General features: G+C 69.5%; 18 protein-coding genes and 1 pseudogene. 13 read left to right on the top strand and 6 right to left on the bottom strand.

Annotated elements, in window-relative coordinates; translation table 11 throughout:
• Positions 1 to 44 precede the first annotated feature (44 nt).
• Positions 45 to 884, top strand: coding sequence for a hypothetical protein (locus tag ACFYO2_RS29835; RefSeq protein WP_388355221.1), 840 nt, complete (start codon positions 45 to 47; stop codon positions 882 to 884).
• Between the two features lie 9 nt (positions 885 to 893).
• Here the strand turns inward: ACFYO2_RS29835 and ACFYO2_RS29830 are convergent, their stop codons facing one another.
• A complete protein-coding gene (locus ACFYO2_RS29830; protein WP_388355220.1) occupies positions 894 to 2,855 on the bottom strand; it encodes an MFS transporter in 1,962 nt (653 codons plus the stop codon).
• Between the two features lie 151 nt (positions 2,856 to 3,006).
• Positions 3,007 to 6,075: a D-alanyl-D-alanine carboxypeptidase gene (locus ACFYO2_RS29825; protein WP_388355219.1), complete on the bottom strand. Its 3,069-nt coding sequence runs from the start codon at positions 6,073 to 6,075 to the stop codon at positions 3,007 to 3,009.
• 228 nt (positions 6,076 to 6,303) lie between these two features.
• On the opposite strand from ACFYO2_RS29825, the gene ACFYO2_RS29820 reads away from it, so the two are divergent.
• The 3 genes from ACFYO2_RS29820 (at position 6,304) to ACFYO2_RS29810 (ending at position 8,596) form a co-directional block, all read left to right on the top strand.
• A complete protein-coding gene (locus tag ACFYO2_RS29820) occupies positions 6,304 to 7,059 on the top strand; it encodes a GPP34 family phosphoprotein (RefSeq protein WP_388355218.1) in 756 nt (251 codons plus the stop codon).
• 276 nt (positions 7,060 to 7,335) lie between these two features.
• On the top strand, positions 7,336 to 8,193 hold the full coding sequence (locus ACFYO2_RS29815; RefSeq protein WP_053747518.1) for a helix-turn-helix transcriptional regulator: 858 nt from the start codon (positions 7,336 to 7,338) through the stop codon (positions 8,191 to 8,193).
• A 211-nt stretch (positions 8,194 to 8,404) separates the two neighbouring features.
• Complete coding sequence (locus ACFYO2_RS29810; RefSeq protein WP_388355216.1) at positions 8,405 to 8,596, top strand: DUF397 domain-containing protein; 192 nt, start codon at positions 8,405 to 8,407, stop codon at positions 8,594 to 8,596.
• Positions 8,597 to 8,728: 132 nt separating this feature from the next.
• Here the strand turns inward: ACFYO2_RS29810 and ACFYO2_RS29805 are convergent, their stop codons facing one another.
• Together ACFYO2_RS29805 and ACFYO2_RS29800 are read right to left on the bottom strand one after the other, a co-directional pair.
• Complete coding sequence (locus tag ACFYO2_RS29805) at positions 8,729 to 9,595, bottom strand: MerR family transcriptional regulator (protein WP_388355215.1); 867 nt, start codon at positions 9,593 to 9,595, stop codon at positions 8,729 to 8,731.
• 55 nt (positions 9,596 to 9,650) lie between these two features.
• A complete protein-coding gene (locus tag ACFYO2_RS29800) occupies positions 9,651 to 10,163 on the bottom strand; it encodes a glutathione peroxidase (protein WP_388355213.1) in 513 nt (170 codons plus the stop codon).
• 206 nt (positions 10,164 to 10,369) lie between these two features.
• Between ACFYO2_RS29800 and ACFYO2_RS29795 the strand changes: the two genes are divergently transcribed.
• The 6 genes from ACFYO2_RS29795 (at position 10,370) to ACFYO2_RS29770 (ending at position 17,656) form a co-directional block, all read left to right on the top strand.
• A complete protein-coding gene (locus ACFYO2_RS29795) occupies positions 10,370 to 11,506 on the top strand; it encodes a GNAT family N-acetyltransferase (protein WP_388355211.1) in 1,137 nt (378 codons plus the stop codon).
• A gap of 144 nt (positions 11,507 to 11,650) precedes the next feature.
• Positions 11,651 to 12,883 carry a DegT/DnrJ/EryC1/StrS family aminotransferase gene (locus ACFYO2_RS29790; RefSeq protein ID WP_388355210.1) on the top strand — a complete coding sequence of 411 codons (1,233 nt, stop codon included), beginning with the start codon at positions 11,651 to 11,653 and terminating at the stop codon, positions 12,881 to 12,883.
• 140 nt (positions 12,884 to 13,023) lie between these two features.
• The gene (locus ACFYO2_RS29785; RefSeq protein WP_388355208.1) at positions 13,024 to 14,235 is read left to right on the top strand and encodes a glycosyltransferase family 2 protein; all 1,212 of its coding nucleotides are present in this window, start codon (positions 13,024 to 13,026) and stop codon (positions 14,233 to 14,235) included.
• Positions 14,236 to 14,297: 62 nt separating this feature from the next.
• On the top strand, positions 14,298 to 14,741 hold the full coding sequence (locus tag ACFYO2_RS29780; RefSeq protein ID WP_388355207.1) for a helix-turn-helix transcriptional regulator: 444 nt from the start codon (positions 14,298 to 14,300) through the stop codon (positions 14,739 to 14,741).
• 10 nt (positions 14,742 to 14,751) lie between these two features.
• Positions 14,752 to 15,165 carry a VOC family protein gene (locus tag ACFYO2_RS29775; RefSeq protein WP_388355205.1) on the top strand — a complete coding sequence of 138 codons (414 nt, stop codon included), beginning with the start codon at positions 14,752 to 14,754 and terminating at the stop codon, positions 15,163 to 15,165.
• Between the two features lie 103 nt (positions 15,166 to 15,268).
• Positions 15,269 to 17,656 (top strand): ATP-binding cassette domain-containing protein, encoded by a 2,388-nt coding sequence (locus tag ACFYO2_RS29770; protein WP_388355203.1) that lies wholly within the window; start codon positions 15,269 to 15,271, stop codon positions 17,654 to 17,656.
• 70 nt (positions 17,657 to 17,726) lie between these two features.
• On the opposite strand, the gene ACFYO2_RS29765 is transcribed toward ACFYO2_RS29770, so the two are convergent.
• The gene (locus ACFYO2_RS29765) at positions 17,727 to 17,879 is read right to left on the bottom strand and encodes a hypothetical protein (protein WP_388355201.1); all 153 of its coding nucleotides are present in this window, start codon (positions 17,877 to 17,879) and stop codon (positions 17,727 to 17,729) included.
• Positions 17,880 to 17,985: 106 nt separating this feature from the next.
• On the bottom strand, positions 17,986 to 18,414 hold the full coding sequence (gene tnpA / locus ACFYO2_RS29760; RefSeq protein WP_388355199.1) for an IS200/IS605 family transposase: 429 nt from the start codon (positions 18,412 to 18,414) through the stop codon (positions 17,986 to 17,988).
• A 104-nt stretch (positions 18,415 to 18,518) separates the two neighbouring features.
• Here tnpA and ACFYO2_RS29755 point away from each other — a divergent pair.
• The 3 genes and pseudogenes from ACFYO2_RS29755 to ACFYO2_RS29745 all read left to right on the top strand — a co-directional run bounded on the left by ACFYO2_RS29755 (position 18,519) and on the right by ACFYO2_RS29745 (position 23,256).
• Positions 18,519 to 19,762 (top strand): annotated as a pseudogene (locus ACFYO2_RS29755) (RNA-guided endonuclease InsQ/TnpB family protein).
• Between the two features lie 706 nt (positions 19,763 to 20,468).
• The gene (locus tag ACFYO2_RS29750) at positions 20,469 to 21,227 is read left to right on the top strand and encodes a hypothetical protein (protein ID WP_388355198.1); all 759 of its coding nucleotides are present in this window, start codon (positions 20,469 to 20,471) and stop codon (positions 21,225 to 21,227) included.
• Positions 21,228 to 21,399: 172 nt separating this feature from the next.
• Positions 21,400 to 23,256, top strand: coding sequence for a PA domain-containing protein (locus tag ACFYO2_RS29745; RefSeq protein ID WP_388355197.1), 1,857 nt, complete (start codon positions 21,400 to 21,402; stop codon positions 23,254 to 23,256).
• The last annotated feature ends 21 nt before the right edge of the window (positions 23,257 to 23,277 follow it).

The following is a 23,277-nucleotide window of genomic DNA, read 5'->3' as shown; positions in this document are numbered from 1 at the left end:
GGCGACCACAGGAGGACGGAAGGGAAGACGGAGGGGAAGTGCCCATGTCCGAGGACACCCGCAGCGAGACGTACGCCGACCTGGCCGCCGTAGGACCGTACGGAGTCCGCCCCGGCCACGCGCTGATCACCATGGTCGAACCGCACCCGGGCCACGAGTACGCCTACAACCGCTGGTACGAGGACGACCACTACTACGCCGGCGCGATGGCCATGCCCTGGATGTACGCCGGCCGCCGCTGGGTGGCCACCCGCGACCTCCAACTCCTGCGCCGTCCCGACACGTCGGCGATCGCCGAGCCGGTCACCGCCGGCTGCTACCTCTCGACGTACTGGATCACCGACGGCCGCCACGACGACCACATGCGCTGGACCGTCGCCATCAACAAGCGCCTCAACCGCGACGGCCGCGTGTACCGGGACCGTACGCACGTCTTCACGGCGTTCCAGGACCACGAGGCGACCGTCTACCGGGACGGAGCGGCCGGGCCGAGGGACTTCCACGCCCTCGACCACCCCTACGCGGGCCTGGTCCTCCAGGTCGTCGACGCCGAGTCGGCCGAGCAGCGCGCGGAGTTGCTGGAATGGCTGGTCTCCCGGCACCTCCCGAAGCGGGTGGCGGGCTCACCGACGGCCCTGGTGACCGTCTTCCGCCCGACCCCACTGCCCGGCGACCGCATGTCGTACGTCAAGCAGGTCGAGGGCGTCGACACCCGCCTGACCCTCCTGTGGTTCCTGGAAACGGACCCCAGGGAGTGCTGGGAGCCGTACTTCGGCGGGCTGGAGGAGACGGTGGGGGAGTCGGGGCTGGGGAGGGTGGAGCTACTGGCGCCGTTCGTCCCCACGCTGCCGGGCACCGACAAGTACGTGGACCAGCTGCGCTGACCTCAGGGTTCACTTCAACTCGTCGGGACACGGCGTCCCCCGCGGCACCGTGTAAGGCGCGGCAAGCCGATACTCCCCCGCCCGCGGGGCAAGGAGCATCGTCCACCTGTCCCCCTCCGCGTCCTCCTCCGTCTCCATCAGGCACCCGTTGACGTTCTCGTACGTCTTTGGCACCCCGTCGGCCCGATCCTTGGACGCGTCGGTCTCCTGCGGCGGCTTCAGCTTGTTGCCGTCGGCGTCGACGATGCTCAGCCAGGGCGAGTAGGGGATGCGGATGAGGATCCGCCCCGCCTTCCTCACCTGCATGGTCATCTCACCCTGCGCGGCCCGCTCGACAACCGCGTTCGGCTCGGCCAGCGGCGCCGGATCGGTCACCCGGAACAGCTGCCAGTTGGCGTCGCCCCAGATCTGCTTCAGATACGGCATCCCCCGCTGGACCAGCTCCCGCTCCCGCTCGCCCCCGTCGCCGTCCGGCTCGTCCTTCGGCACCACCACGAAGTGCACGGCCCAGCGCCCCAGCCATTCGTGGTAGTTCGCCGAGTTGAGCGTGTCGTCGTAGAAGAGCGGGTTGCGCTCCATGTCGGCCTGGCGGTTCCAGCCGCGGGCCAGGTTGACGTACGGCGCGAGGGCGGACGCCTCGCGGTGGGAGCGGGCCGGTACGACCTCCACGCGGCCCTTCTCGGCCCCGACCTCCTGGAGCTCGTTGACGAGAGGCGCCAGCTCACGCGCCCAGGACGCCGCCGGGGTCGTATGGACGACGTCGTCGACCGACTTGAAGCCGATCCACGTGGTGAAGCCGACGAAGGCCACCACGATCGCGTACCACTTGCGGGTGCGCGGCACCGCGAACGGCAGCGCGGCCACCAGCGCCACCCCCGCGAACAGCATCGCCAGGCGCGAGATGTTGGAGCCGATCTGCGAGCTGACCAGCCACACCAGGACGATCGAGAGGGCGTACACCCCGGCCGTGAGCCGGACCGTCTTCCACTCCCGCGGGACGAGGAAGAGCACGAGGAGGGCGTACGCCAGCGGCAGTATCACCGAGCCGATCTTCATCGGCTGGGTGCCGGCGAAGGGGAACAGCCAGGCGGAGACCGCGACGACCGCCGAGGGCGCGAGGCCCAGCGCCCAGGCGCCGGGCCGGCGCCTCTGCAGGAACAGCGCCGCCGCCACGAGCCCCACGAACAGGCCCGCCACCGGCGAGGCCATGGTCGCGAGCGCGGCCAGCGGGGCCGCGCACAGCGCCTTCACCCACCGTTTGTAGCGCCAGCGGTACGGCCAGCAGAACACGACGGCGACCGCGCCCAGCGCGAACATCGTGCCGAGCCCGAACGTCACCCGCCCCGACGCCGCGTTGCACAGGAAGGCGAAGACGCCCGCGAGCGACGCCCACAGGGGGTTCTTCACCATGAGGGTGCCCCCGCTCGAGTGAAGCCGAGAGTGGGGGCGGCTGCGGATGAGGACCATCGTCAGCAGGCCGGCCGAGAGCGTACCGGCGATCATCATCGTCGTACGGACGCCGAGGACCGACATCAGGTACGGCGACACCACGCTGTACGACACCGGGTGCATCCCGCCGTACCAGGCGAGGTTGTACGCCGAGTCCGGATGCCGACCGACGAACTCCGCCCACGCGTCCTGCGCCGCGAGGTCGCCGCCACTGTTGGCGAACGTGAAGAACCAGACGATGTGCAGCACGCCGGAGAGGGCGGTGAGGGAGAGGACGGGGTGGCGAAGGAGGCGCTCGCGGAGGGCGAGGAAGGCGGTCCTGAACCTGGAACCGAACCTGGACGTGGGACCGAAGCGGGACCTGAATCCGGAGCTGAACCGGGAGCTGAGCCCGGATTCGGCCGAGGAGGGTCTACGGCCGTGCTCGTGCTCCTCCGTGTCCGGTGCGGGCTCGCGTATTCGCGGGCCGGATACCGGGCTCGGATCGGTGTCGTCGGCGCGTGTCGGCTCCGCTGTGGCCACCTGAAGGCACTCCCCGTGGTGTCCCGTCTTCTGTTCTCGGCCGCGTCCCGTGAGCGACCTGCCCCGATTCGTGACGCTAGCACGCACGCCGCCGACCCGAACCCGGGCGGTATCCGGTCGGCGGAGTGCGCGGCGCGCTTATGGGCCCGGATCAGCCGAGACGCGTCAGCTTGTCCGGGTACCCCGGCTCGACGAGATCCTTCTGGAGGCCGACGGGGACCTTGACCGCGCCGCTCGCGCCGTCACCGACGGTGAGCGTGCCGACCTTGGTGCCGGCCTTCGCGGAGTGCGGCAGGTCGTCGGCGTCGAAGGACAGCTTCACCTTGAAGCCGGCCCAGCCGACCGCGGTGACGTCCTTGGTGAGGACCACCGGCGTCCGCCCGCCGAGCCCGTCGTCCACGTACCCGACGACGTCGCCCTTCTTCAGGATCTTCGCCGAGGCCATCTCGTCCTGGGCGGCCAGCATCGCGGTCTTGCTGACGTCATTGACGGTCTGGATGATCGGCGACTTGTGCTGGCCGAGGATCGCGCCCACGAGGGTGACGGTCTCACCGCCGACCTCCTTGCGGGCCGCGAAGAGGAGGTTGCCGCCGGCGGCGGTCGTCGTGCCCGTCTTGATGCCGATGGCACCGTTGTAGGGGACGAGATAGTTGTAGTTGTACCACTTCTGCCCGGACGGATCGATCCACTGGCCCATGGAGGTGATCTCCATCAGGGCGGGCATCTTCACCAGCTCGTTGCCGAGCTTCACCTGGTCCTCGGCGGTCGAGACGGTGGTCTCCTTCAGACCCGACGCGTCGGTGTACGTCGTGTTCTTCATCCCGAGGTCCTTGGCGGCGTCGTTCATCTTCTTGATGAAGGCCGCCTCGCTGTTCGCGTCCCAGCGGGCCAGCAGGCGCGCGATGTTGTTCGCGGACGGGATCATGATGGCCGCGAGGGCCTGCCGCAGGGTGAGCTTGTCGCCCTCCTTGACGGTGTTCAGCGTGGACTCGTTGTCCTTGTCGTAGCCGCCCTCCTTCTCGGCGGTGGCGTCGACGGGGATGTTCGGTCCCTCCGCGCCCGACTTCAGCGGGTGGTCCTTCAGCACGACATACGCGGTCATGGCCTTGGCGACGGATCCGATGGCGACCGGCGTCTGCTTGCCGAAGTCGCCCATCGTGCCGATGTCGTTGACGTCCATCCAGCCCTGGCCCTCGCTCGGCCAGGGCAGGTCGGCCTTGCTGCCCTCGAAGGTGTACGACTCGTCGGCGGTCAGCGTCAGCTCGGGGGCCGGCAGCGGGCGTACGGCCTGCACGATCGCAAACACGACCGCCAGCAGCAGCACCAGCGGGGTCCAGATCTTGACCCGTCGCACGATCGTCCGGACCGGCGTCTCCGGAGGCGGCGGCGTGTTCGTCAGCTCCGCCAGGAGATCCAGCGGCGGCCTCGGCGGCAGCGGCTGCTGAGTCGTCCGCTCCGGGCCGACCTGCGGGACGGGCGAGGTGGCGTCGGCGCGCGGCTTGGCCTGCGGCACCGCGGCGGCGCCGTCGGCCGGCTTCGCCGTCGGCTTACGCGTCGCCGGATCGTCCAACGGCCTGAGCGCGACGAACTTGCTGGTCCGCTCGGCGGGCGACTCGCCCTTGTCGCCGGCCTGCTTCCCGGCCTGCTTCCCGGCCTCGCCGAGCTTCAACATGGTCGTCGGCTGATCCACGGCCGGCGCGGAGGGCCGTACGGCCTTGAAGACGGCGGTCGGCTGGTCCACACGGGGCCTGCCGTCACCGGAGGCCCCGCCGGGCTCGCCGGACCGCTCCGGAGCGGCGGTGCCGTCGGCATCGGCCGCCTCGGCGACGGCGTCGGTGTCAGCGTCGGTGTCGGTGTCGGTGTCGGTACGCCCGGCGTTCGGCTCGGTGCCGGAGGTGGGCTCGTCGTCGGGCTCGCCCCCCGCCGCGCCGTCGGCCTTCGGCGCGGGCTCCGCGCCCGCCTTCGTACCGGCGTCCGTGCCGTGGCCGGCGCGCTCGTCGGCCGCCGGGCCGTCTGCGTCCGCGTCCGGGCCCGCGGCCTGGTCGGTGTCCACGTCGGTCTCGGCGGCTACGGGGCCCTTGGCGTCCCCGGCCTCCGTCTCCTCGTCCGCCGACGCCACCCACGCGGCCACGGCGTCACGCAGCCGGGCGTTGCCCGCCGCACCGGAAGCGGCCGCGTCGGACCCCCCGGCGCCGGCGTCCTCGGCCTGCGCGTCAGCGGCGTCGGCCTCCGGCTCGGTGACGCCTTGCGCGGTGTCTTCCTCCCGGGGCTCCGCGGGATACTGCCCGTCCTCGGCCTCGGCAGCACCGGGCTCCGCCTCCGCGGCGGTCTTCCCGACCTCTCCGGTGCCGGTGTCCCCGGCCTGCGGCTCTACGGCGTCCTCAGCGGCCTCCTCGGCCGTCTCGGCCTCCGTGGCGCCCTGCGCGGCCTCACGGGCCTGCGCGTCAGCGGTGTCGGCCTCCGGCTCGGTGACGCCTTGCGCGGTGTCTTCGTCCCGGGGCTCCGCGGGATACTGCCCGTCCTCGGCCTCGGCAGCACCGGGCTCCGCCTCCGCGGCGTCCGCTTCCGGCGCCGTGCCGCCCTGCGCGGCCTTCCCGGCCGCTGCGCCGCCGGTGTCCCCGGCCTGCGGCTCTACGGCGTCCTCAGCGGCCTCCTCGGCCGTCTCGGCCTCCGTGACGTCCTGCGCGGCCTCATCGGCCTCCGCCTCCTCGGCGTCGGCCTCCGGCTCCCCGGCGGCCTTCCCGGCCGCCGCGCCGTCGGTCTCGCCGGCCTCCGGCTCCGCAGCGTCCTCGGTTGGCCCTTCGGCCGTACCCGCCTCCAGGGCGCCCTGCGCGGTCTCACCGGCCTCCGGCTTCCCGGCGTCAGCCTTCGCCTCTCCGGTGTCCCGAGTGGCTCCCGCGGCGCCCTCCGGCTCTCCGGCGTCCCGCGCGGCCGTCTCAGGCTCCCCGGCGTCCGGTGCGGCCTCCTCGGCCGGCTCCGCCTCCGCGGTGAGTTCCCGTACCGAGAAGACCCGGGTCGCCGTGTCGACGCCGCCGCGGGCCGTCGAGGCGGTCGTGGAGTCGCGGGCCACCGCGAGGCGTGGGTCGCGCTTCTCGGTGGGGTCGGGGGATTCCGTCCTGGCCTCCGGAACCGGGCCCGCGCTCCCCGACGTCGGTTCTGCCGACGACTCGCGCTGCTTCGACCTGTCGGGGGACTCGCCCGCCACCGATGCCTCCTCCATGCGTCGGACACCACTCGTGTCCGTGCGCCTATCGAACCGTGAACCGCCGCCCGGAACACCGCTCCCCCGCCGTGTCCGAACCATGTACCAGTGTCCTGTGTGTGGGCTTGCCCGAGGCGGTAGACGAGAACGACATACCTGCCGGTTCCCTCACAAAGAGGTCACGTGCCCTCGACAGACCAATGTGAGAGGGGTCACCCTGTCATTCATCCACGCGGGGAGGCATGGATGGGCATGAGCCGCAGAACACTTCCGGAGGAGCTTCTGCTACTGGCGCTGGACCCGACCACGGGTACCACCGCACAGCCGCAGTCGCTCGACCTTGGTCTGGCCGGAGCGCAGCTAGTGGAGCTGGCGCTGGCCGGACGGATAGCCCCAGACGGGGATCGTATCGCCGTGGTGTCCCCACGGCCGACTGGAGATCCGACTTTGGACTGCGCGTTGGAGTTGCTGCGAAGGCGTGGCGCTCCGGTACGTGCTATCCACTGGATTGGCGGGCCGCGTCTCGGGCTCCGCCAGACCTACCTCTCGCATCTGGAGCGGTGCGGCATGGTGCATGCCGTGGCGGGACAGATGTGCGGAGTGCTGCCGACGACTCGCTACCAGGCGAGTCAGACCGAGATCAGCCGGGAGATCAGAGCCCGACTGGACTCCGCGATCCGCACCGGCGTACCACCGGACCCGCGGACCGCGGCGCTCGCCGCGCTGGCGCATGCGGTCGGCCTCGGCAAGCACCTGTATCCGGGGAACGAGGGACGTTCGTCCCGATCCCGGCTGCGGGACCTGATCAGGCACGACCCCATGGGCGGCCTCGTGGCGCACGCCGTGATGGACGTCCAGAACGGCGCGGCTGCCCAGCCGCGTCGCAACCCGGCACCGGCCGGCCGCCAGGCCGCACCCGGAGCCAGGCCCGCGCCGGAACCCGCACGCGGCGTTCCGATGCAACCGCGCCGAGGATCGATGGCGCGCGTCGTGGCCCACTGAGCCGCAGTCCCACGACAGGGCACCGCAGCAGTACGACCCGCACTACCACGCGCCGCACCGCAGTCCCCAAGACCGGTACGGGAGCCGCTGGACCGCGCGGGGCGACGGAACCGTACGTCCGGACGACGACGCGGTTCCGCCGCCCCGCGCGGGCGTGTGTGGGGCCTGCGCATATCCACCGTTTCCCAGCGGTACAAAGCACCTTGGTGGCAGTCTGCTCAACAGCAGATACGCAAAGTGGCAAGTCTGAGGCACGCAGCCGGAGGTGCACGTCCCGTGGCGTCCAATGTCAATCCCACCGTCAGGCGGCGCCGGCTGGGCCAGGAGCTGCGCCGGCTCCGCGAGCTCAAGGGCATGACGGCCGAGGAGGTCGCCGAGCGACTGCTGGTGTCGCAGTCGAAGATCAGCCGGCTGGAGAACGGCCGGCGCAGCATCAGCCAGCGCGACGTCCGCGATCTGTGCGGGGTGTACGAGGTCGAGGACCAGCGGATCGTCGAGTCGCTGATGCAGATGGCGAAGGACTCGCGGCAGCAGGGCTGGTGGCACGCGTTCGGGGACATCCCGTACAGCGTGTACATCGGCCTGGAGACCGATGCCGAGTCGCTGCGCGTCTACGAACCCCAGATCATCACCGGACTGTTGCAGACCCGTGCCTATGCCGAGGCCATCATCAGGGGCGGCTCGCCCGAGACCTCGGACACCGAGATCGACAAGCGCGTGCAGGTCCGGATGCGGCGGCAGGATCGTATCGCCGCCGAGGGGGAACCGCTGCGGCTGTGGGTCGTGCTGGACGAGGCGTCGCTGCGCCGGGTCGTCGGGAGCCGGCCCGTGATGCGCGAGCAGCTGGAGCACCTCGCGGAGATGTCCCAGCGCCCGCACATCACCGTGCAGGTCCTGCCGTTCGAGGTCGGCGCGCATCCCGGCATCAACGGCCAGTACTCGATCCTGGAGTTCGCCGACGCGGCCGACTCGAGCGTCGTGTACATCGAGGGCGTCACCAGCGACCTCTACCTCGAGAAGGCTCACGACGTGCAGAAATACACGGTGATGTACGAGCACTTGAGGGCGCAGGCGCTGAACGTCGACCAGTCGACCCGGCTCATCGAGGACGTGGCCAAGGAGTACGCCCGCTGAGCCCCGAGAAGGCTCCGGAATCGGACCCGTGAGGGCGAAGGGCCGGATGTTACACCCCGGTCGGGCTCCCCTGGAAGAGTCCCCTGGAATATGCCATCCGGAAGAGTGAACGACTGCTCCAGAAGGGGATGTGAGCGAGTAGCGTCGATCACGCCAACGATCAGCAAAGGTTGGCGGAAACCGAACTGCGCAACTGGCTTACGGAGCAAAAATGGCAATTCTTCAGGGCGCCCAGGACTCGTGGACGAAGTCCTCGTACTCCAACAACAACGGCGCCTGTGTCGAGGTCAAGTCGCCCACCGTCGCGGCGCTGGACGTCCGCGACTCCAAGGTCACCGACGGGCCGACGCTGGCCTTCCCCACCGAGGCGTGGAACGTGTTCGTGGCCTCGGTCAAGGCGTAGGGAGAGGGTCTTTCTGATCCTCGTCCCCAGCCGAGCGCACCACCGACAACCGCACAAGCAGCACTGAAAGAGCCCTCTCGACCAGCTCGCCGTCCTTGCCGAGGGGGCTCGGCTTGTGCCCGGACGTAGATGTCAGCGCACCGGGAACGCCACGTCGCACACCGGGTCCTCGGCGCCCGCCGCGTCCCAGTCCGCGAAGTACACCTCCCGGCACGGCCCGTCGTACTCCAGGCCCTCCCGCTTCAGCCACGCCTCCACCGCTTCGAACGCGGCCAGGATCTGGGGATGGGCCACCTGTGCCTTGGAGACCCGCGTGTAGGCGAGCCGCCGGGCCGGTTCCACCCGCACCCCGAACTCCCGCCCCCGCCCCTGCCGTGCGACCCATGCCCGCGCCGCCGCCTCGTCGGCGACCGGCACGCACGACTCGGCCGGTCCGTCGCTCTCCATCGACACCTCGGAGTGGTAGACGACGAACGGCGCCGCCGTCACACCCCCGCTCTCCCAGGCCGCCGCCTCGAGGCGTCCCAGCGACGCGCCGATCCAGGCCGGCAGTTCGTCCGCCAGCGTGTGCCGGGTCTCGGTGATGACCAGCTGCGCCGGCACGTCCACCGTCTCGACCTCGAACTTCCCGTACAACTCGGAGCTCCTCCCGGACAGTCGCCCACGGAGGTACTCGACGAGCGTCCGCTGCCCGGCCACCCGCGCCTCGACGTCCGCCCAGTACGCGGCGAGCCGGTCGGCGCCCTCGGTGTCCGCCGCCTCGACCACCTCGGCGATCCGCGCCAGCGGCATGTCGACCTGGCGCAGCATCGCCACGAGCCGGGCGCGTTCCACCTGGCCCGCGTGGTAGTAGCGGTAGCCGCTGACCTCGTCGACGTGCGCCGGGGCCAGCAGCCCGAGTCGGTCGTACAGTCGCAGCGCCTTGGCGGACAGCCGGGCCCGCGCGGCGAACGCACCGATGGTGAGCAGTCCTTCGTTCACCACGTCATCCTCCGTCACCGGGCGGCTCTTCCACCCGGTGACGAAGACGTTCGGCCCTGCCCCAGGGGCAAGGTCAACCGGCCAGCTGGGCCTCGACGGCCGCCACGACCTCGGCCGACTCCGGCTCGGTCTGCGGCGAGAAGCGGGCGACGACCTTGCCGTCCCGGCCGATGAGGAACTTCTCGAAGTTCCAGCGGATGTCGCCGCTGTGCCCCTCGGCGTCGGCGAAGCCGACCAGGCGGTCGTACAGCGGGTGCCTGCCCTCCCCGTTGACCTCGACCTTCTCGGTCATCGGGAAGCTCACGCCGTACGTCGCCGAGCAGAACTCGGCGATCTCCTCGGCGCTGCCGGGCTCCTGTCCGAGGAACTGGTTGCAGGGCACGCCGAGCACGGTGAGGCCGCGCTCCGCGTACTGCTCGTGCAGCCGCTCCAGGCCGGTGTACTGAGGGGTCAGGCCGCACTTGGAAGCCACGTTCACCACGAGCACGGCCCGGCCGGCGTACTGGGCGAGGTTCGCGGAGCCGCCCTTAAGGGCATCGATCTCGGCGTCGAGGGGGGAAACACCATTGCTGTCCACAGTCGTCATGAACGGATGCTAGCTCCGCCGGATGAAGCCCCGGCCACCCGGTATCAGGACAGGCGGGCCCATTCCCTTCCGCCCTCTTCCGTTACGGCCTACTACGACCGACACTCTTGACAGTGTGCGTACTGTTTCGCGACGTTTGAGCCTTGGGGCAGGACGCGGTCGACGCGTCATGGGGGAATACAGGGGGGCGGTCGCCCGTGCGAGCCATGAGCAAGGTCGAGGCGGACATCACGATCCACAGACCCGAGGAGCTGAGCACCGAGCTCCGCGAGGCCTGGCACGGGGCGATGGACGAGTCGCCCGACTACGCGAACCCGTTCCTGGCACCGGAGTTCGCGGCCGGGGTCGGCATACACCGCGCCGGGGCGGCCCGGGTGGCCGTCCTGCACGAACAGGGGGAGCCGGTCGGCTTCCTCCCGTACGAGCGGGGCGCCTTCGGTGTCGGCCGGGCCATCGGCCTCGGCCTCTCCGACTGCCAGGCCCTCGTGCACCGACCCGGCGTCACCTGGGACGCCCAGGAACTGCTGCGGGCCTGCGGGCTGTCCGTCCTCGAGTTCGACCACCTCGTCGAGGAGCAGAAGCCCTTCGGCGACTACGTGACGGGCACGTTCGCCTCACCGGTCGTCGACCTCAAGGACGGCGGCGACACCAGCTACCCGGAATGGCTGCGCGCCGCGTACCCGGGGCTGGCCAAGACGACGTTGAAGAAGGAACGCCGGCTGACCCGCAACGTGGGCGAGATGAGGTTCGTCTACGACGAGCGCGACCCGCGCATGCTGCGCCGGCTCATGGAGTGGAAGTCCGCCCAGTACCGCCGGACGGGCCGGATGGACCGGTTCGCGCGCCCGTGGATCGTAGACCTCGTGGAGCACCTCTTCCGCGTCCGCGAGGAGCACTTCACCGGCATCCTGTCCGTGGTGTACGCCGGGGACCGGCCGGTGGCCGCGCACTTCGGCCCGAGGTCGCGCACCGTGTTCGCGGCCTGGTTCACCGCGTACGACCCCGATTTCCACTACTACTCGCCCGGCCTGATCATGCACCTGCGGATGGCCGAGTCGGCCGGCCGGGACGGCGTGCGGTTCATGGACATGGGGCGCGGCGACAAGGAGTACAAGGACTGGCTCAAGACCCGTGAACTGCGCGTGGGCGAAGGGTTCGTGACCCGGCCCCACCCGGTCGCGGCGGCCCACCGGATGTGGCGCAGACCGGTACGCGGCCTGCGCAACACGGTCCTGGCCCATCCCACGCTGCGGGAACCGGCCGACCGCCTGCTGAAGACGGTCGGCTCACTGCGTACGTCGGCCCGCCCGGCGTCGGGCCGGGCGGCTCGGCGCGCCCACTGAGCCTCTTCTCCCTGCCCCTGTCGGCTTCTTGCTCCTGTCGGCTTGGCGCCCTGCGCGGGCGAGGGGCTGGTCTTCACTGCCGCTTCGGCGGCTCTTCGGCGTTCCTTCTGGTCCTTCACGGACCCTTCGACGGAAGAGGTGACGATGCCGTACGGATCGCGGCTCGCCGCGACGATGACACGGCGACTCGGACGGGAATGCGTCTACACGCCCTCGGCGCGGCTGGCCCTTTACCTGGCGCTCAGGCGCTGGTGCCGGCCGGGCGGCCGGGTGCTGATGTCGCCGGTGAACGACGACGTGATCCTCTTCGTCGTCCTGGCGGCCGGACTGCGCCCGGTCCTGGCCCCGGTGTCGGCCTGGACCGGCAACATCGACCCGGCCGCCGTACCGGAGTCCACGTGGCGGAACGTGGACGCGGTCCTGACCACGAACCTGTACGGGATACCCGACCAGGTAGTCGAACTACGCGCCCGCTGCGACGAGTTGGGCATCCCTCTGATCGAGGACGCGGCCCACGCGATCGGCACGCACGTGGACGGACAGCCGATCGGAACGTTCGGCGAGGCGGCGGCCTTCAGCCTCTCCAAGCACGTGGCGGCGATGGCGGGCGGCTTCCTCGCCGTGGAGGACGCGCGCACCCGGCGCGAGTTGGAGCTCCTGCGCGACGACCTGCTCGAACCGACCCGTCTGAGCGCCGACCTGGCCGCGACACTGCGCCCCTTGGCACGATCGGCCGTCCGCACCCTCCACCTGGTCCGCCCCGTATGGCGGACGATGCAGCGCCTGGGCCTCCTCGAACGCGACGCCTTCCGCATGGCCCTGGACGCCCCACGCCTGACCGCCTCGGGGCTCCGGGCGCCGAGCCTGACCGCGTACGAACGCTGGGTCCGCGTCGACCTGCACGACTTCCGCACCCGTCACGGGGCCGTCGTCCGCGGCCAGTTGGCCCTGCGCATGTCCCGCCTCGACACCGACCTCACCCACCGCCGGGCCGGCGTCACCCTCCTGTCGGGCACGGCCTGGGCCTCCCCGGCCCTCCGCGACCGGGCCGCCCACGACGGCCCGTACCCCCTCTTCCGCGCCCCGCTCCTGGTCGACAACCGCGACGCCCTGGTGGAACGCCTCGTGAACCACGGCATCGTCTGCGGCTACCTCTACGACCCGCCGCTCGACGACTACGCCGGCGCCGAATTCGTGGACCTGTCGCCCGACCCGGGCCCCGCCCGCTGGTTCGCCTCCCACGTCCTGCCGGCGGACCCCCTCCTCGCCCACCGCATCACCAGCGCCCTCACCAAGGAACGAGCCACGAGGGCTCATCCACCGACACCGGCCCCGATCCCCGACACCAGGAGGCCACCGACGCCACTGGGTCAGTGAGACCGGGCTCCTGAAGACAAGCCCCGCCATCACCGAGCCCGGTGATGGCGGGGCCCAATCGGAAGATTACCCACCGGTCACGATATCTGGATGATGATATTCCGGACAACCATCGTCCAATACCGGTTGTCTTGTTGTTCATGAATAGCGAACCTGTTCCCGACGTCACGGTCATTGTCGGCGCGTATGAAGCCATGCCCTATCTCGTCCGCTGTCTGGAATCGGTCGAGACACAGACGCTGGGCGCGGACCGAATCGAGATCGTGGCCGTCGACGACGGGTCGAGCGACGGCACCGGTGAATACCTGGAGAAATTCGCCGCCGAGTCGAAGGTGTCGACCAGAGTGTTACGGCAGGCCAACTCCGGTGGCCCCAGCGGGCCGCGCAACGTCGGTCTGGGGTTGGCCCGCGGCCGTTATGTCTTCTTTCTGGACGCCGACGACTATCTGGGGGACGAGGCCCTGGAGCGGATGGTCGCGATGGCCGACCGCGCCGGTACGGATGTGGTGCTCGGCAAGATGGAGGGGGTCAACCGGGGCGTCCCCGGGTCGATGTTCGGCCGCACGCAGGAGCGCGCCGACGTCTACACCTCCAACGTCATCTTCACCCTGAGCGCCCAGAAGCTGTTCCGGCGGGAACTGCTCGTGCGGCTGGGCCTCAGGTTCGAGGAGGGCCTCATCACCGGCGAGGACGCCCTCTTCACCATGGAGGCCTATCTGAGCGGCAACGGCGTTTCCATCGTCGCCGATTACGTCTGCTACTACCTGGTGCGCCGTGATGACGGGAAGCACGCGACCGCAAGAGGCGGCTACGCGCCGCGCTTCGAGTCGCTCCAGGCGCTGATGGACCTGATCGCGAGACTCGTCCCGCCGGGTGCCGAGCGCGATCAGCTCATGGTCAGGCCCTTCACGGTCGGGCTGCTGCAGCAATTCGGGGCCGGCCTGCTGAAACAACCGGAAAGCGAGCAGCTGCACAAAATGGAACTGGCCGCTCCGATGACGGCGGCGTACTGGAACAAGGGTGTCGCCGACCGGATAAAGGTCGGGGAGCGACTGATACTCACCTGTGTGGCCATGGGTAGGCTGAATGAATTGAAGGACATACTTGAATTCGTCAGGGCCAAGACGGTGCCGCAAGTGGTCCATCACGGCCGCGCCGGCCGTCTGCACCTCGCCTATCCGCATTTCCGCGACCGGCGGACGGGAATCCCCGACGAGGCGTACGTGGTCACCGTGCCGGACTGGTCGGGCAGCCGACGCGTCATGCCGTCGTCGAAGCCCCGGCCGCCCGCCGCCCGGCGGGCGGTGCGAAAGGTCCGCAGGCACCTGCGGAGGCTGCAGGCCCGCCGATGACCGAGTCGCAGGGAGGCCACCGGCGCTGGGCAACACCGTCGCGCCATGGCACGATTTCACGGGTGACCAGCAGACCCGACACAACGCAGCACCTGCGTGACCTCGCGCGCCTGCGCCGCGTCCGCGACCGGATCGACCGGGAGTACGCACAGCCGCTGGACGTGGAGGCACTCGCCCGCGGCGCGCACATGTCGGCCGGGCACCTCAGCCGCGAGTTCCGGCGGGCCTACGGCGAGTCGCCGTACGGCTATCTGATGACGCGGCGCATCGAGCGCGCGATGGCTTTGCTGCGGCGTGGCGACCTCAGCGTCACCGAGGTGTGCTTCGCGGTCGGCTGCGCTTCGCTGGGCACCTTCAGCACCCGCTTCACCGAGCTGGTCGGCATGCCGCCCAGCGTCTACCGGCGCGAGGCGGCGCGCGCGACGGCGGGCATGCCGTCCTGCGTGGCGAAACAGGTGACCAGACCGATCAGGAATCGAGAAGCGCCGACCGCGAGCCGCGCCTAGCGTGACAGCCATGGACATCACCATTCATGCGAGCTCCCTTCCGCACGACGACCCGGAGGCCTCCCTGGCCTTCTACCGCGACACCCTTGGCTTCGAGGTCCGCAGCGACGTCGGACAGGGCACGATGCGCTGGATCACGGTCGGCCCCGTCGGCCAGCCCGACACCTCCATCCTCCTGGCACCGCCGGCCGCCGACCCCGGCATCACCGACGACGAGCGCCGCACCATCGCGGAGATGATGGCCAAGGGCACCTACGGCTGGATCCTGCTGGCCACCACCGACCTCGACGGCACCTTCGAGCGCGTGCAGGCGGCCGACAGCGCCGAGGTCGTCCAGGAACCCACCAAGCAGCCGTACGGCATCCGCGACTGCGCCTTCCGCGATCCCGCGGGCAACCTGATCCGCATCCAGGAGCTGTCCTGAGCCGTCCGGCGACCGAAGCCATGACCCGCACGCCACGGGCCGAAGCGGCGTGGCTGCCGGGGTTCTGGCGCCGCGCCGCCCCCGCCCGACAGATGGAGACACGATGAGCATGGCCACGAGGACGGACACGCGGTCGCCTGCGCCGCACGCCGCCGACAGCCACGACCTGATCCGCGTGCACGGCGCGCGCGAGAACAACCTCAAGGACGTCAGCATCGAGATCCCGAAGCGCCGGCTGACGGTGTTCACCGGAGTCTCCGGCTCGGGCAAGAGCTCGCTGGTGTTCAACACGATCGCCGCCGAGTCGCAGCGGCTGATCAACGAGACCTACAGCGCCTTCGTACAGGGCTTCATGCCGACGCTGGCGCGGCCCGAGGTCGACGTACTCGACGGGCTGACGACCGTGATCAGCGTCGACCAGCAGCGGATGGGGGGCGACCCCCGCTCCACCGTCGGCACCGCCACCGACGCCAACGCGATGCTGCGCATCCTCTTCAGCCGGCTCGGTGAGCCGCACATCGGCCCGCCCAGCGCGTACTCCTTCAACACCGCCTCGGTCCGGGCGAGCGGCGCCATCACGGTCGAGCGCGGTGCGAAGAAGGCGGTGAAGGCGACGTTCCAGCGCACCGGCGGGATGTGTCCGCGCTGCGAAGGCCGGGGCACGCTCTCCGACATCGACCTCACCCAGCTCTACGACGACTCCAAGTCGCTCAACGAGGGCGCGCTCACGATCCCCGGCTACAGCATGGACGGCTGGTACGGCCGTATCTTCGCCGGCTGCGGCTTCTTCGACCCGGACAAGCCGATCCGCAAGTACACCAAGAGGGAGCTGCACGACCTCCTCCACAAGGAGCCGACCAAGATCAAGGTGGAGGGCATCAACCTGACCTACGAGGGTCTGATCCCGAAGATCCATAAGTCGATGCTGTCCAAGGACATCGACGCGCTGCAGCCGCACGTCCGCGCTTTCGTGGAACGGGCGACGACGTTCGCCGTCTGCCCCGAGTGCGACGGCACCCGGCTCAGCGAGGGGGCCCGCTCGTCGAAGATCAAGGGGATCAGCATCGCCGACGCGTGCGCGATGGAGATCCGCGACCTGGCCGAATGGGTCCGCGGCGTCGACGAGCCGTCGGTGGCGCCGCTGCTCACCGCGCTGCAGCAGAGCCTCGACTCGTTCGTGGAGATCGGCCTCGGCTACCTCTCGTTGGAGAGGCCGGCGGGCACGCTGTCGGGCGGCGAGGCGCAGCGCGTCAAGATGATCCGCCACCTCGGCTCCTCGCTCACCGACATCACCTACGTCTTCGACGAGCCCACCATCGGCCTGCACCCCCATGACATCCAGCGGATGAACAGCCTGCTGCTGCGACTGCGGGACAAGGGCAACACGGTGCTCGTCGTGGAACACAAGCCGGAGACGATCGTGATCGCCGACCACGTCGTCGACCTCGGCCCCGGCGCCGGTACGGGGGGCGGCACCGTCTGCTTCGAGGGGACCGTCGAGGGGCTGCGGACCAGCGGTACCGTCACCGGCCGCCACTTCGACGACCGGGTGTCCGTGAAGGAAACGGTGCGCAAGCCCTCCGGAGCGCTGGAGATCCGCGGCGCGACGACGCACAACCTGCAGGGCGTCGACGTCGACATCCCGCTCGGGGTGCTGTGCGTGGTCACCGGCGTGGCGGGCTCCGGCAAGAGCTCGCTGGTGCACGGGTCGATCCCGGCCGGCGCGGGTGTGGTGTCGGTCGACCAGGCACCGATCAAGGGCTCACGACGCAGCAACCCGGCGACGTACACCGGACTGCTCGACCCGATCCGCAAGGCGTTCGCCAAGGCCAACGGCGTCAAGCCCGCACTGTTCAGCGCCAACTCCGAGGGCGCCTGCCCCACCTGCAACGGCGCCGGAGTCATCTACACCGACCTGGCGATGATGGCCGGCGTCGCCACCACCTGTGAGGACTGCGAGGGGAAGCGGTTCCAGCCGGCGGTCCTCGAGTACCACTTCGGCGGCCGTGACATCAGCGAGGTGCTCGCGATGTCGGTGGCCGAGGCCGAGGAGTTCTTCGGTGCCGGCGAGGCGCGTACGCCCGCCGCGCACGCCATCCTCGACCGGCTCGCCGACGTCGGGCTCGGCTACCTCAGCCTCGGCCAGCCGCTCACCACGCTGTCCGGCGGCGAGCGGCAGCGGCTGAAGCTGGCCACCCACATGGGCGAGAAGGGCGGCGTCTACATCCTCGACGAGCCGACCACCGGCCTCCACCTCGCCGACGTCGAGCACCTGCTCGGCCTGCTCGACCGGATCGTCGACTCCGGCAAGTCGGTCATCGTCGTCGAACACCACCAGGCGGTCATGGCCCACGCCGACTGGATCATCGACCTCGGCCCCGGCGCCGGCCACGACGGCGGCCGGATCGTCTTCGAGGGCACGCCGGCCGAGCTGGTCGCCGACCGCGCGACGCTGACGGGGGAGCACCTGGCGGCGTACGTGGGCGGCTGACTGAGCCGGTCCTGGGCTTTGGCTGGGTGGCGCGGCGGCCATGGGCCGCCGCGCCACAGCTGCGGTGTTGTCAGCTCGTGGCGCAGGAGGCGGTCGGCCAGGTCCAGTTGCCGTTGGGCTGGATGGTGACGCCGAAGTTGTCGCCGCCGCCGTTGGGTTCGGCGGTCAGTGCTTGGGCGCTTGGGCAACTGGCGGTCACCAGTGACGGCGGTACGTACGACATCTACCTCTGATCTTGCGCAGTGCTCCGTCCTTTGGGGCGGAGGTGAAGCGCATCCTTGGCCCGGAGGCGCGAAGCGCCGGAGTTCTCTGCGTCTCCGGGGTGACGGTCAGGTGGGTCGCCTCTGGTTCTCGATGTACTGGCGGACGACGGTCAGCGGTGCTCCGCCGCAGCTTCCGGCGAAGTAGGAGCCGGACCAGAAGTGTCCACCCCACAGGTAGCGGCGGATGTGTGCGTCGTACTCCTTGCGCAGGAGCCGGGCGGAGACGCCCTTGAGGCTGTTGACCAGCTTGGAGAGCTGGACCTTGGGCGGGTAGTGCACGAGCAGGTGCACATGGTCCTGCTCGCCGTTGAACTGCTTCAGCTCGGCTTCGAAGTCCGTGCAGACCTCCCGCATGATCTCTTCGCAGCGCGTCAGTATCTCGTCGGTCATGGCGTTGCGCCGGTACTTAGTGACAAAAACCAAGTGGACATGAAGGTTGTAGACGACGTGACGACCACGCCTGACATCGGGATTTGGATTCCATCGCGGTGACATAAACCTATGCTAAGTTATCGATCAGGAGTAGCGAACTCATGCGGGAGAAGCGGCAGTTCGGGCACCGTGCCCGACTGGCGCTGAGCCCTGCGCAGGTTCGGCTCATGGATGACCAGGCCCATGCCGCTCGCACGACGTGGAACCTGGTACACGATCTGTGGACGATGACGCCGAAGTGCCAGCGGTCCCGTCCCGCCTGGACCAGGCGATACGCCAGGCCCGCAAAGAGATCGAATGGCTCGGCGTCCTGCCCGCGCAGGCCGCGCAAGCGGTCCTCAAGACCTATTTCCAGGCGTGGAAAAACTGCTGGGACCAACGGGCCGAGGAACCCAGCTTCAAGGCCCGCATCCGCACCGTGATGTCCGTGGACATCCCGCAGGGACGGGACTTGCAGATCAATCGGGTGCACCGCCGGTGGGGCGTGGTCAACATCCCCAAGATCGGCCGCGTCCGCTTCCGTTGGACCAAGGATCTCCCGGTCGGCAAGGCCGCGAACAAGGACAACCGGATCACCGGGGCCAGGCTCGTCAAGGACGCGCTCGGCTGGCATATCGCCTTCCGTATCCAGACCCTCGAACTGGCCCCCGAGCCACACACCGGCCTTGAGGTCGGCATCGACGCCGGGGTGAACCTGCCCCTCGCCCTGTCGGACGGCAACCACCAGGACCACGGCCGTCCGCCCCGCCTGCCGGACGGCACAGCCGACCGGGACAAGTGGCTGAACCCGGATGAGAAGGCCAAGCTGCTTCGCCTGGAGCAGCGGGCCGCGCACCGCAAGAGCTTCCGCAAGCCGAAAGAGCGCAGCTCGAACCGGCTGCGGAACACCTACGACCAGATCAAGCAGCTCCGCGCAACAGCCACGCGCCGAGCCGCTGACTGGCAGCACAAGACCACCACGAACCTCGCCCGTACGTATGGCACGGTCGTGGTGGAACAGCTCAACATCACGAACATGGTCAAGTCCGCCAGGGGAACCATCGACGAGCCGGGGAAGAACGTCGCTCAGAAGTCCGGTCTGAACCGCTCCATCAGCCAAGAAGCATGGGGCCGCACCGTGACACTGCTGACGTACAAGGCCGGCCGATACGGCGGCACCCTGGTCAAGGTTCCCGCTGCGAACACCTCCCGCAGGTGTTCCGCGTGCGGCTTCATCACGCCCGGAAGCCGGGAGGACCAGGCCACGTTCGTATGCAAGAACCCGGACTGCGGATGGTCGGGCAACGCCGACCACAACGCGGCCCGGAACATCTTGCACTCGTACCGGATCGGCCACACCGTGGTTGTCCCGGCTGCTGGGAGAGCAGTCGTCAGGCGCACTCGTGGCGTCAAGCCCGCTGCTGCAAAGTAAGCGGGAATCTCCCTCCTGAGCTTGCGAAGGGGGGAGAGCACTTCAAAAGACGACGCGGTACAACGCCCCGTCCTCGAAGGCGTTTTTGTGGAGCCGGAGCCCCAGACGTTGAGGTCGTACCGGTCGCTCCACCGCTGACCGGCGGAGAGCGTCGCGGTACATCCACCGCTTCCAGTGCCGCCACCACCGGTGGTACCGCCCACCGTGATGGAGTTCGCCGGTTGTGATGGTCCCGTCGGCCCTCTTCGACTGCCGGACCAGCGAAGTGCAACAGCGGCCCGGCGGGCGACTGTTCGACGCCTGGAACGACAACCGCGACCCGGTCCCGGGCACCGTCGAAGCGGGTGGGGACGGCGAACGGGGAGGGATCAGGCATGCCCGCGGGCTACTGGCCGGCTGATGACGGGACTGGCGCTCTCTCGGATCGTCCTGCCTGTTAAATGGCTTGGCAGTTTTTTGACCGAGATGTGCATGACAAAGATCGGAGTCCTGGCCTACGCTTCTAGCGATTCGAGCCACTCGAATCGACTGGAACCCCACCGGCACGCCCCCACGGGGGCTTTTGTATGCCGTCCGGCCCGCACGGTCAGTCACCACCGCACCACCGCAAGGTAGTTCGCGAGCGATCTTGGCTGTGCCGTCGATGAAGGGGCGCATCCGGGGTCGCACTGTGGCTTCCCCCCTCCGATCACCGAGGAGATCCCTCATGCGCCTGAAGCTGCTTGCCGCTGCCGCGACCGCGGCCGCCGCCACCCTGACGTTCGCCACATCCGCCCAGGCCAACCACTCCTGGGGCGGCTACCACTGGGCCCGCACCGCCAACCCCTTCACCGTCAAGCTCGGCGACAACCTCGGCTCCGGCTGGAAGAGTTACCTGAGCACGGCGTCGAGCGACTGGTCCACGTCCTCGGTGCTCGACACCACTGTGGTGGCGGGGCAGTCGAACAACAGCTGCCGGGCCACCAGCGGCCGGGTCGAGGTGTGCAACAGAACCTACGGCAGCAACGGCTGGCTGGGCCTCGCCTCGATATCGGTGACCGGCGGCACCCACATCACCTCGGGCACGGTCAAGGTCAACGACACGTACTTCAACACCGCGACGTACAACACCGCGTCCTGGAAATCACTGGTGATGTGCCAGGAGGTCGGGCACACCTTCGGCCTGGACCATCAGGACGAGGACCAGACCAACCCGAACCTGGGCACCTGCATGGACTACACGAACAACCCCGACGGACCGCCCGGCAACCTCCACCCCAACGCGCACGACTACGACGAACTGCAGTCCATCTACGCGCACTTGGACTCGACCAGCACGGTCGACCAGTCCGCGGCCGTGCAGACGGTCGGCAACGGCAGGGCGAGTTGGGGCAAGCGGGTGGCACACAGCGCCCACGGGGACACGTACGTCCGCGACTTCGGCAAGGGCAACGCCGTGATCACGTTCGTGACGTGGGCCGGCTGACGCCCGACCCGCGGAAGGGCGCGTAGGCCTCACCGACTGTTAAATACGTTCGTGTTAAACGGCTTCCCCCGTGGGTCACGGGAGAAGTACGGTCCCGGTGCCCGGCCCGATCGGCCGGGCACCGCCTCGTCATCCGCGTGCGGACACGTCCGCACAGGCAGGGGGATGGAACATGCGCAACAAGGGCAGACAGATAGCCGGCGCCTTCGTCGTGGTCGCATCGCTGCTGGCGGCCGGGACGACCGGCGTGGCCCAGGCCCACGACGGCGTCGGCTCCACGGACGGCGCCATCGACAACGCACAGACCACCCACGACCACGACCAGCACGGGGGGACCGACGGACACCTGCCGGCGAGCAGCGACAACGTTCGCCTCGTCAGCAAGCTCCAACTCGACACCGTGGAGGGCAAGATCGCGGACGTCGGGGTCTTCAAGGGATACGCCTACCTCGCTTCCTGGGGCGGCGTGGGCTGCGACAACACCGGCGTGCACGTGGTCGACATCCGTAACCCCGGCAAGCCGAAGAAGGCCGCCTTCATTCCGCAGACGGGCAGCGCCCCGGGCGAAGGCATCCAGACCATCCACGTCAGCACGCCCGCCTTCAACGGCGACATCCTCGTCACCAACAACGAGATCTGCGGCGACGGCGGCGTGGGCGGCATGAACATCTACGACGTCACGGACCCGACCCACCCCAAGACCCTGGCCAACGGCGTCGGCGACTTCACCCTCGGCGACGAGACGACCGACCTGGCCCGCGAGATCCACAGCGTCTACGCCTGGGACGCGGGCGACAAGGCGTACGCCGTCCTCGTCGACAACGAAGAGGGCGCCGACGTCGACATCATGGACATCACCGACCCGACGAAGGCCACGCTCGTCGCCGAGTACGACCTCGACGAGACCTTCCCGCAGATCGTCCAGGCGGCACCGGCCAACCTCACCGAGATCTTCCTGCACGACATGGTCGTCAAGCGGATCAACGGCCGGCAGATCATGGTCGCCTCCTACTGGGACGCCGGCTACGTCATGCTCGACGTGACCGACCCGAAGAAGATCAAGTACATCGGCGACACCGACTTCGCCGACCCCGACCCCGAGGCGGCCGAGAGCGGTCTCACCGTGGCGCCCGAAGGCAACGGCCACCAGGCCGAGTTCACCCTCGACAACCGCTATGTCATCGGCGCCGACGAGGACTTCGGCCCGTACGCGCTGTCGGCCCGCAACGTCACCGACGCCACCGCCGTGACAGCGGGGCAGGGCATCCCCCTCGAACCGGGCCGCACGATCACCGGCGGCTCGGTGTACGTCGGTACCGCCTGCAACGGCGACACGGCAGTGCCCGCCGGCGACCCGGCCACGGTGGACGTCGCCGTCGTCGAGCGCGGTGTGTGCACCTTCACCGAGAAGGCCGCGAACGTCGAGGCCGCGGGCGGCTACGACGCGATCCTCGTCTTCAACCGCACCGGCACCGACGCCTGCGACGCGCAGTCCGGCATGAGCGTCGAGGGCACCCTGCCCACCTTCGGCGTCGCGCCGCGCGGCCAGGGCTTCGCGATCTTCGACCAGGCCTACAGCGATGCCGACTGCCTCGCGGGTACGGGACCGCAGACCCTGCCGGTCCCCGTGGGCACCACGGGCGACCAGCTCACCTTCGCCTCCCACTTCGACGGCTGGGGTTACGCGCACCTGTACCGCAACGAGCGCGGCAAGATGACCGAACTCGACACGTACGCGGTCCCGGAGGCACACGATCCGGCGTACGCCTCGGGCTTCGGTGACCTGTCGGTTCACGAGGTGGCGACCTCGCAGGTCCGCCCGGACCTCGCGTACTTCGCCTACTACGCGGGTGGCTTCCGGGTCACGAAGGTCAAGAACAACGGTCTCGTCGAGGTGGGCCACTACATCGACAAGGGCGGCAACAACTTCTGGGGAGTGCAGACCTTCGACTTCGCGGGCCAGGAGTACGTCGCCGCGTCCGACCGCGACTACGGGCTCTACATCTTCAAGTACACCGGGCGGCAATGATCGAGCGGGTGAGGGCGGGCC

Origin of the sequence: Streptomyces sp. NPDC006602 (genome assembly GCF_042870385.1) — a bacterium.
Taxonomy (GTDB): Bacteria; Actinomycetota; Actinomycetes; order Streptomycetales; family Streptomycetaceae; genus Streptomyces.
Note: the sequence above shows the minus strand (reverse complement) of the source record. Positions and strands in the feature narration are given on the sequence as shown.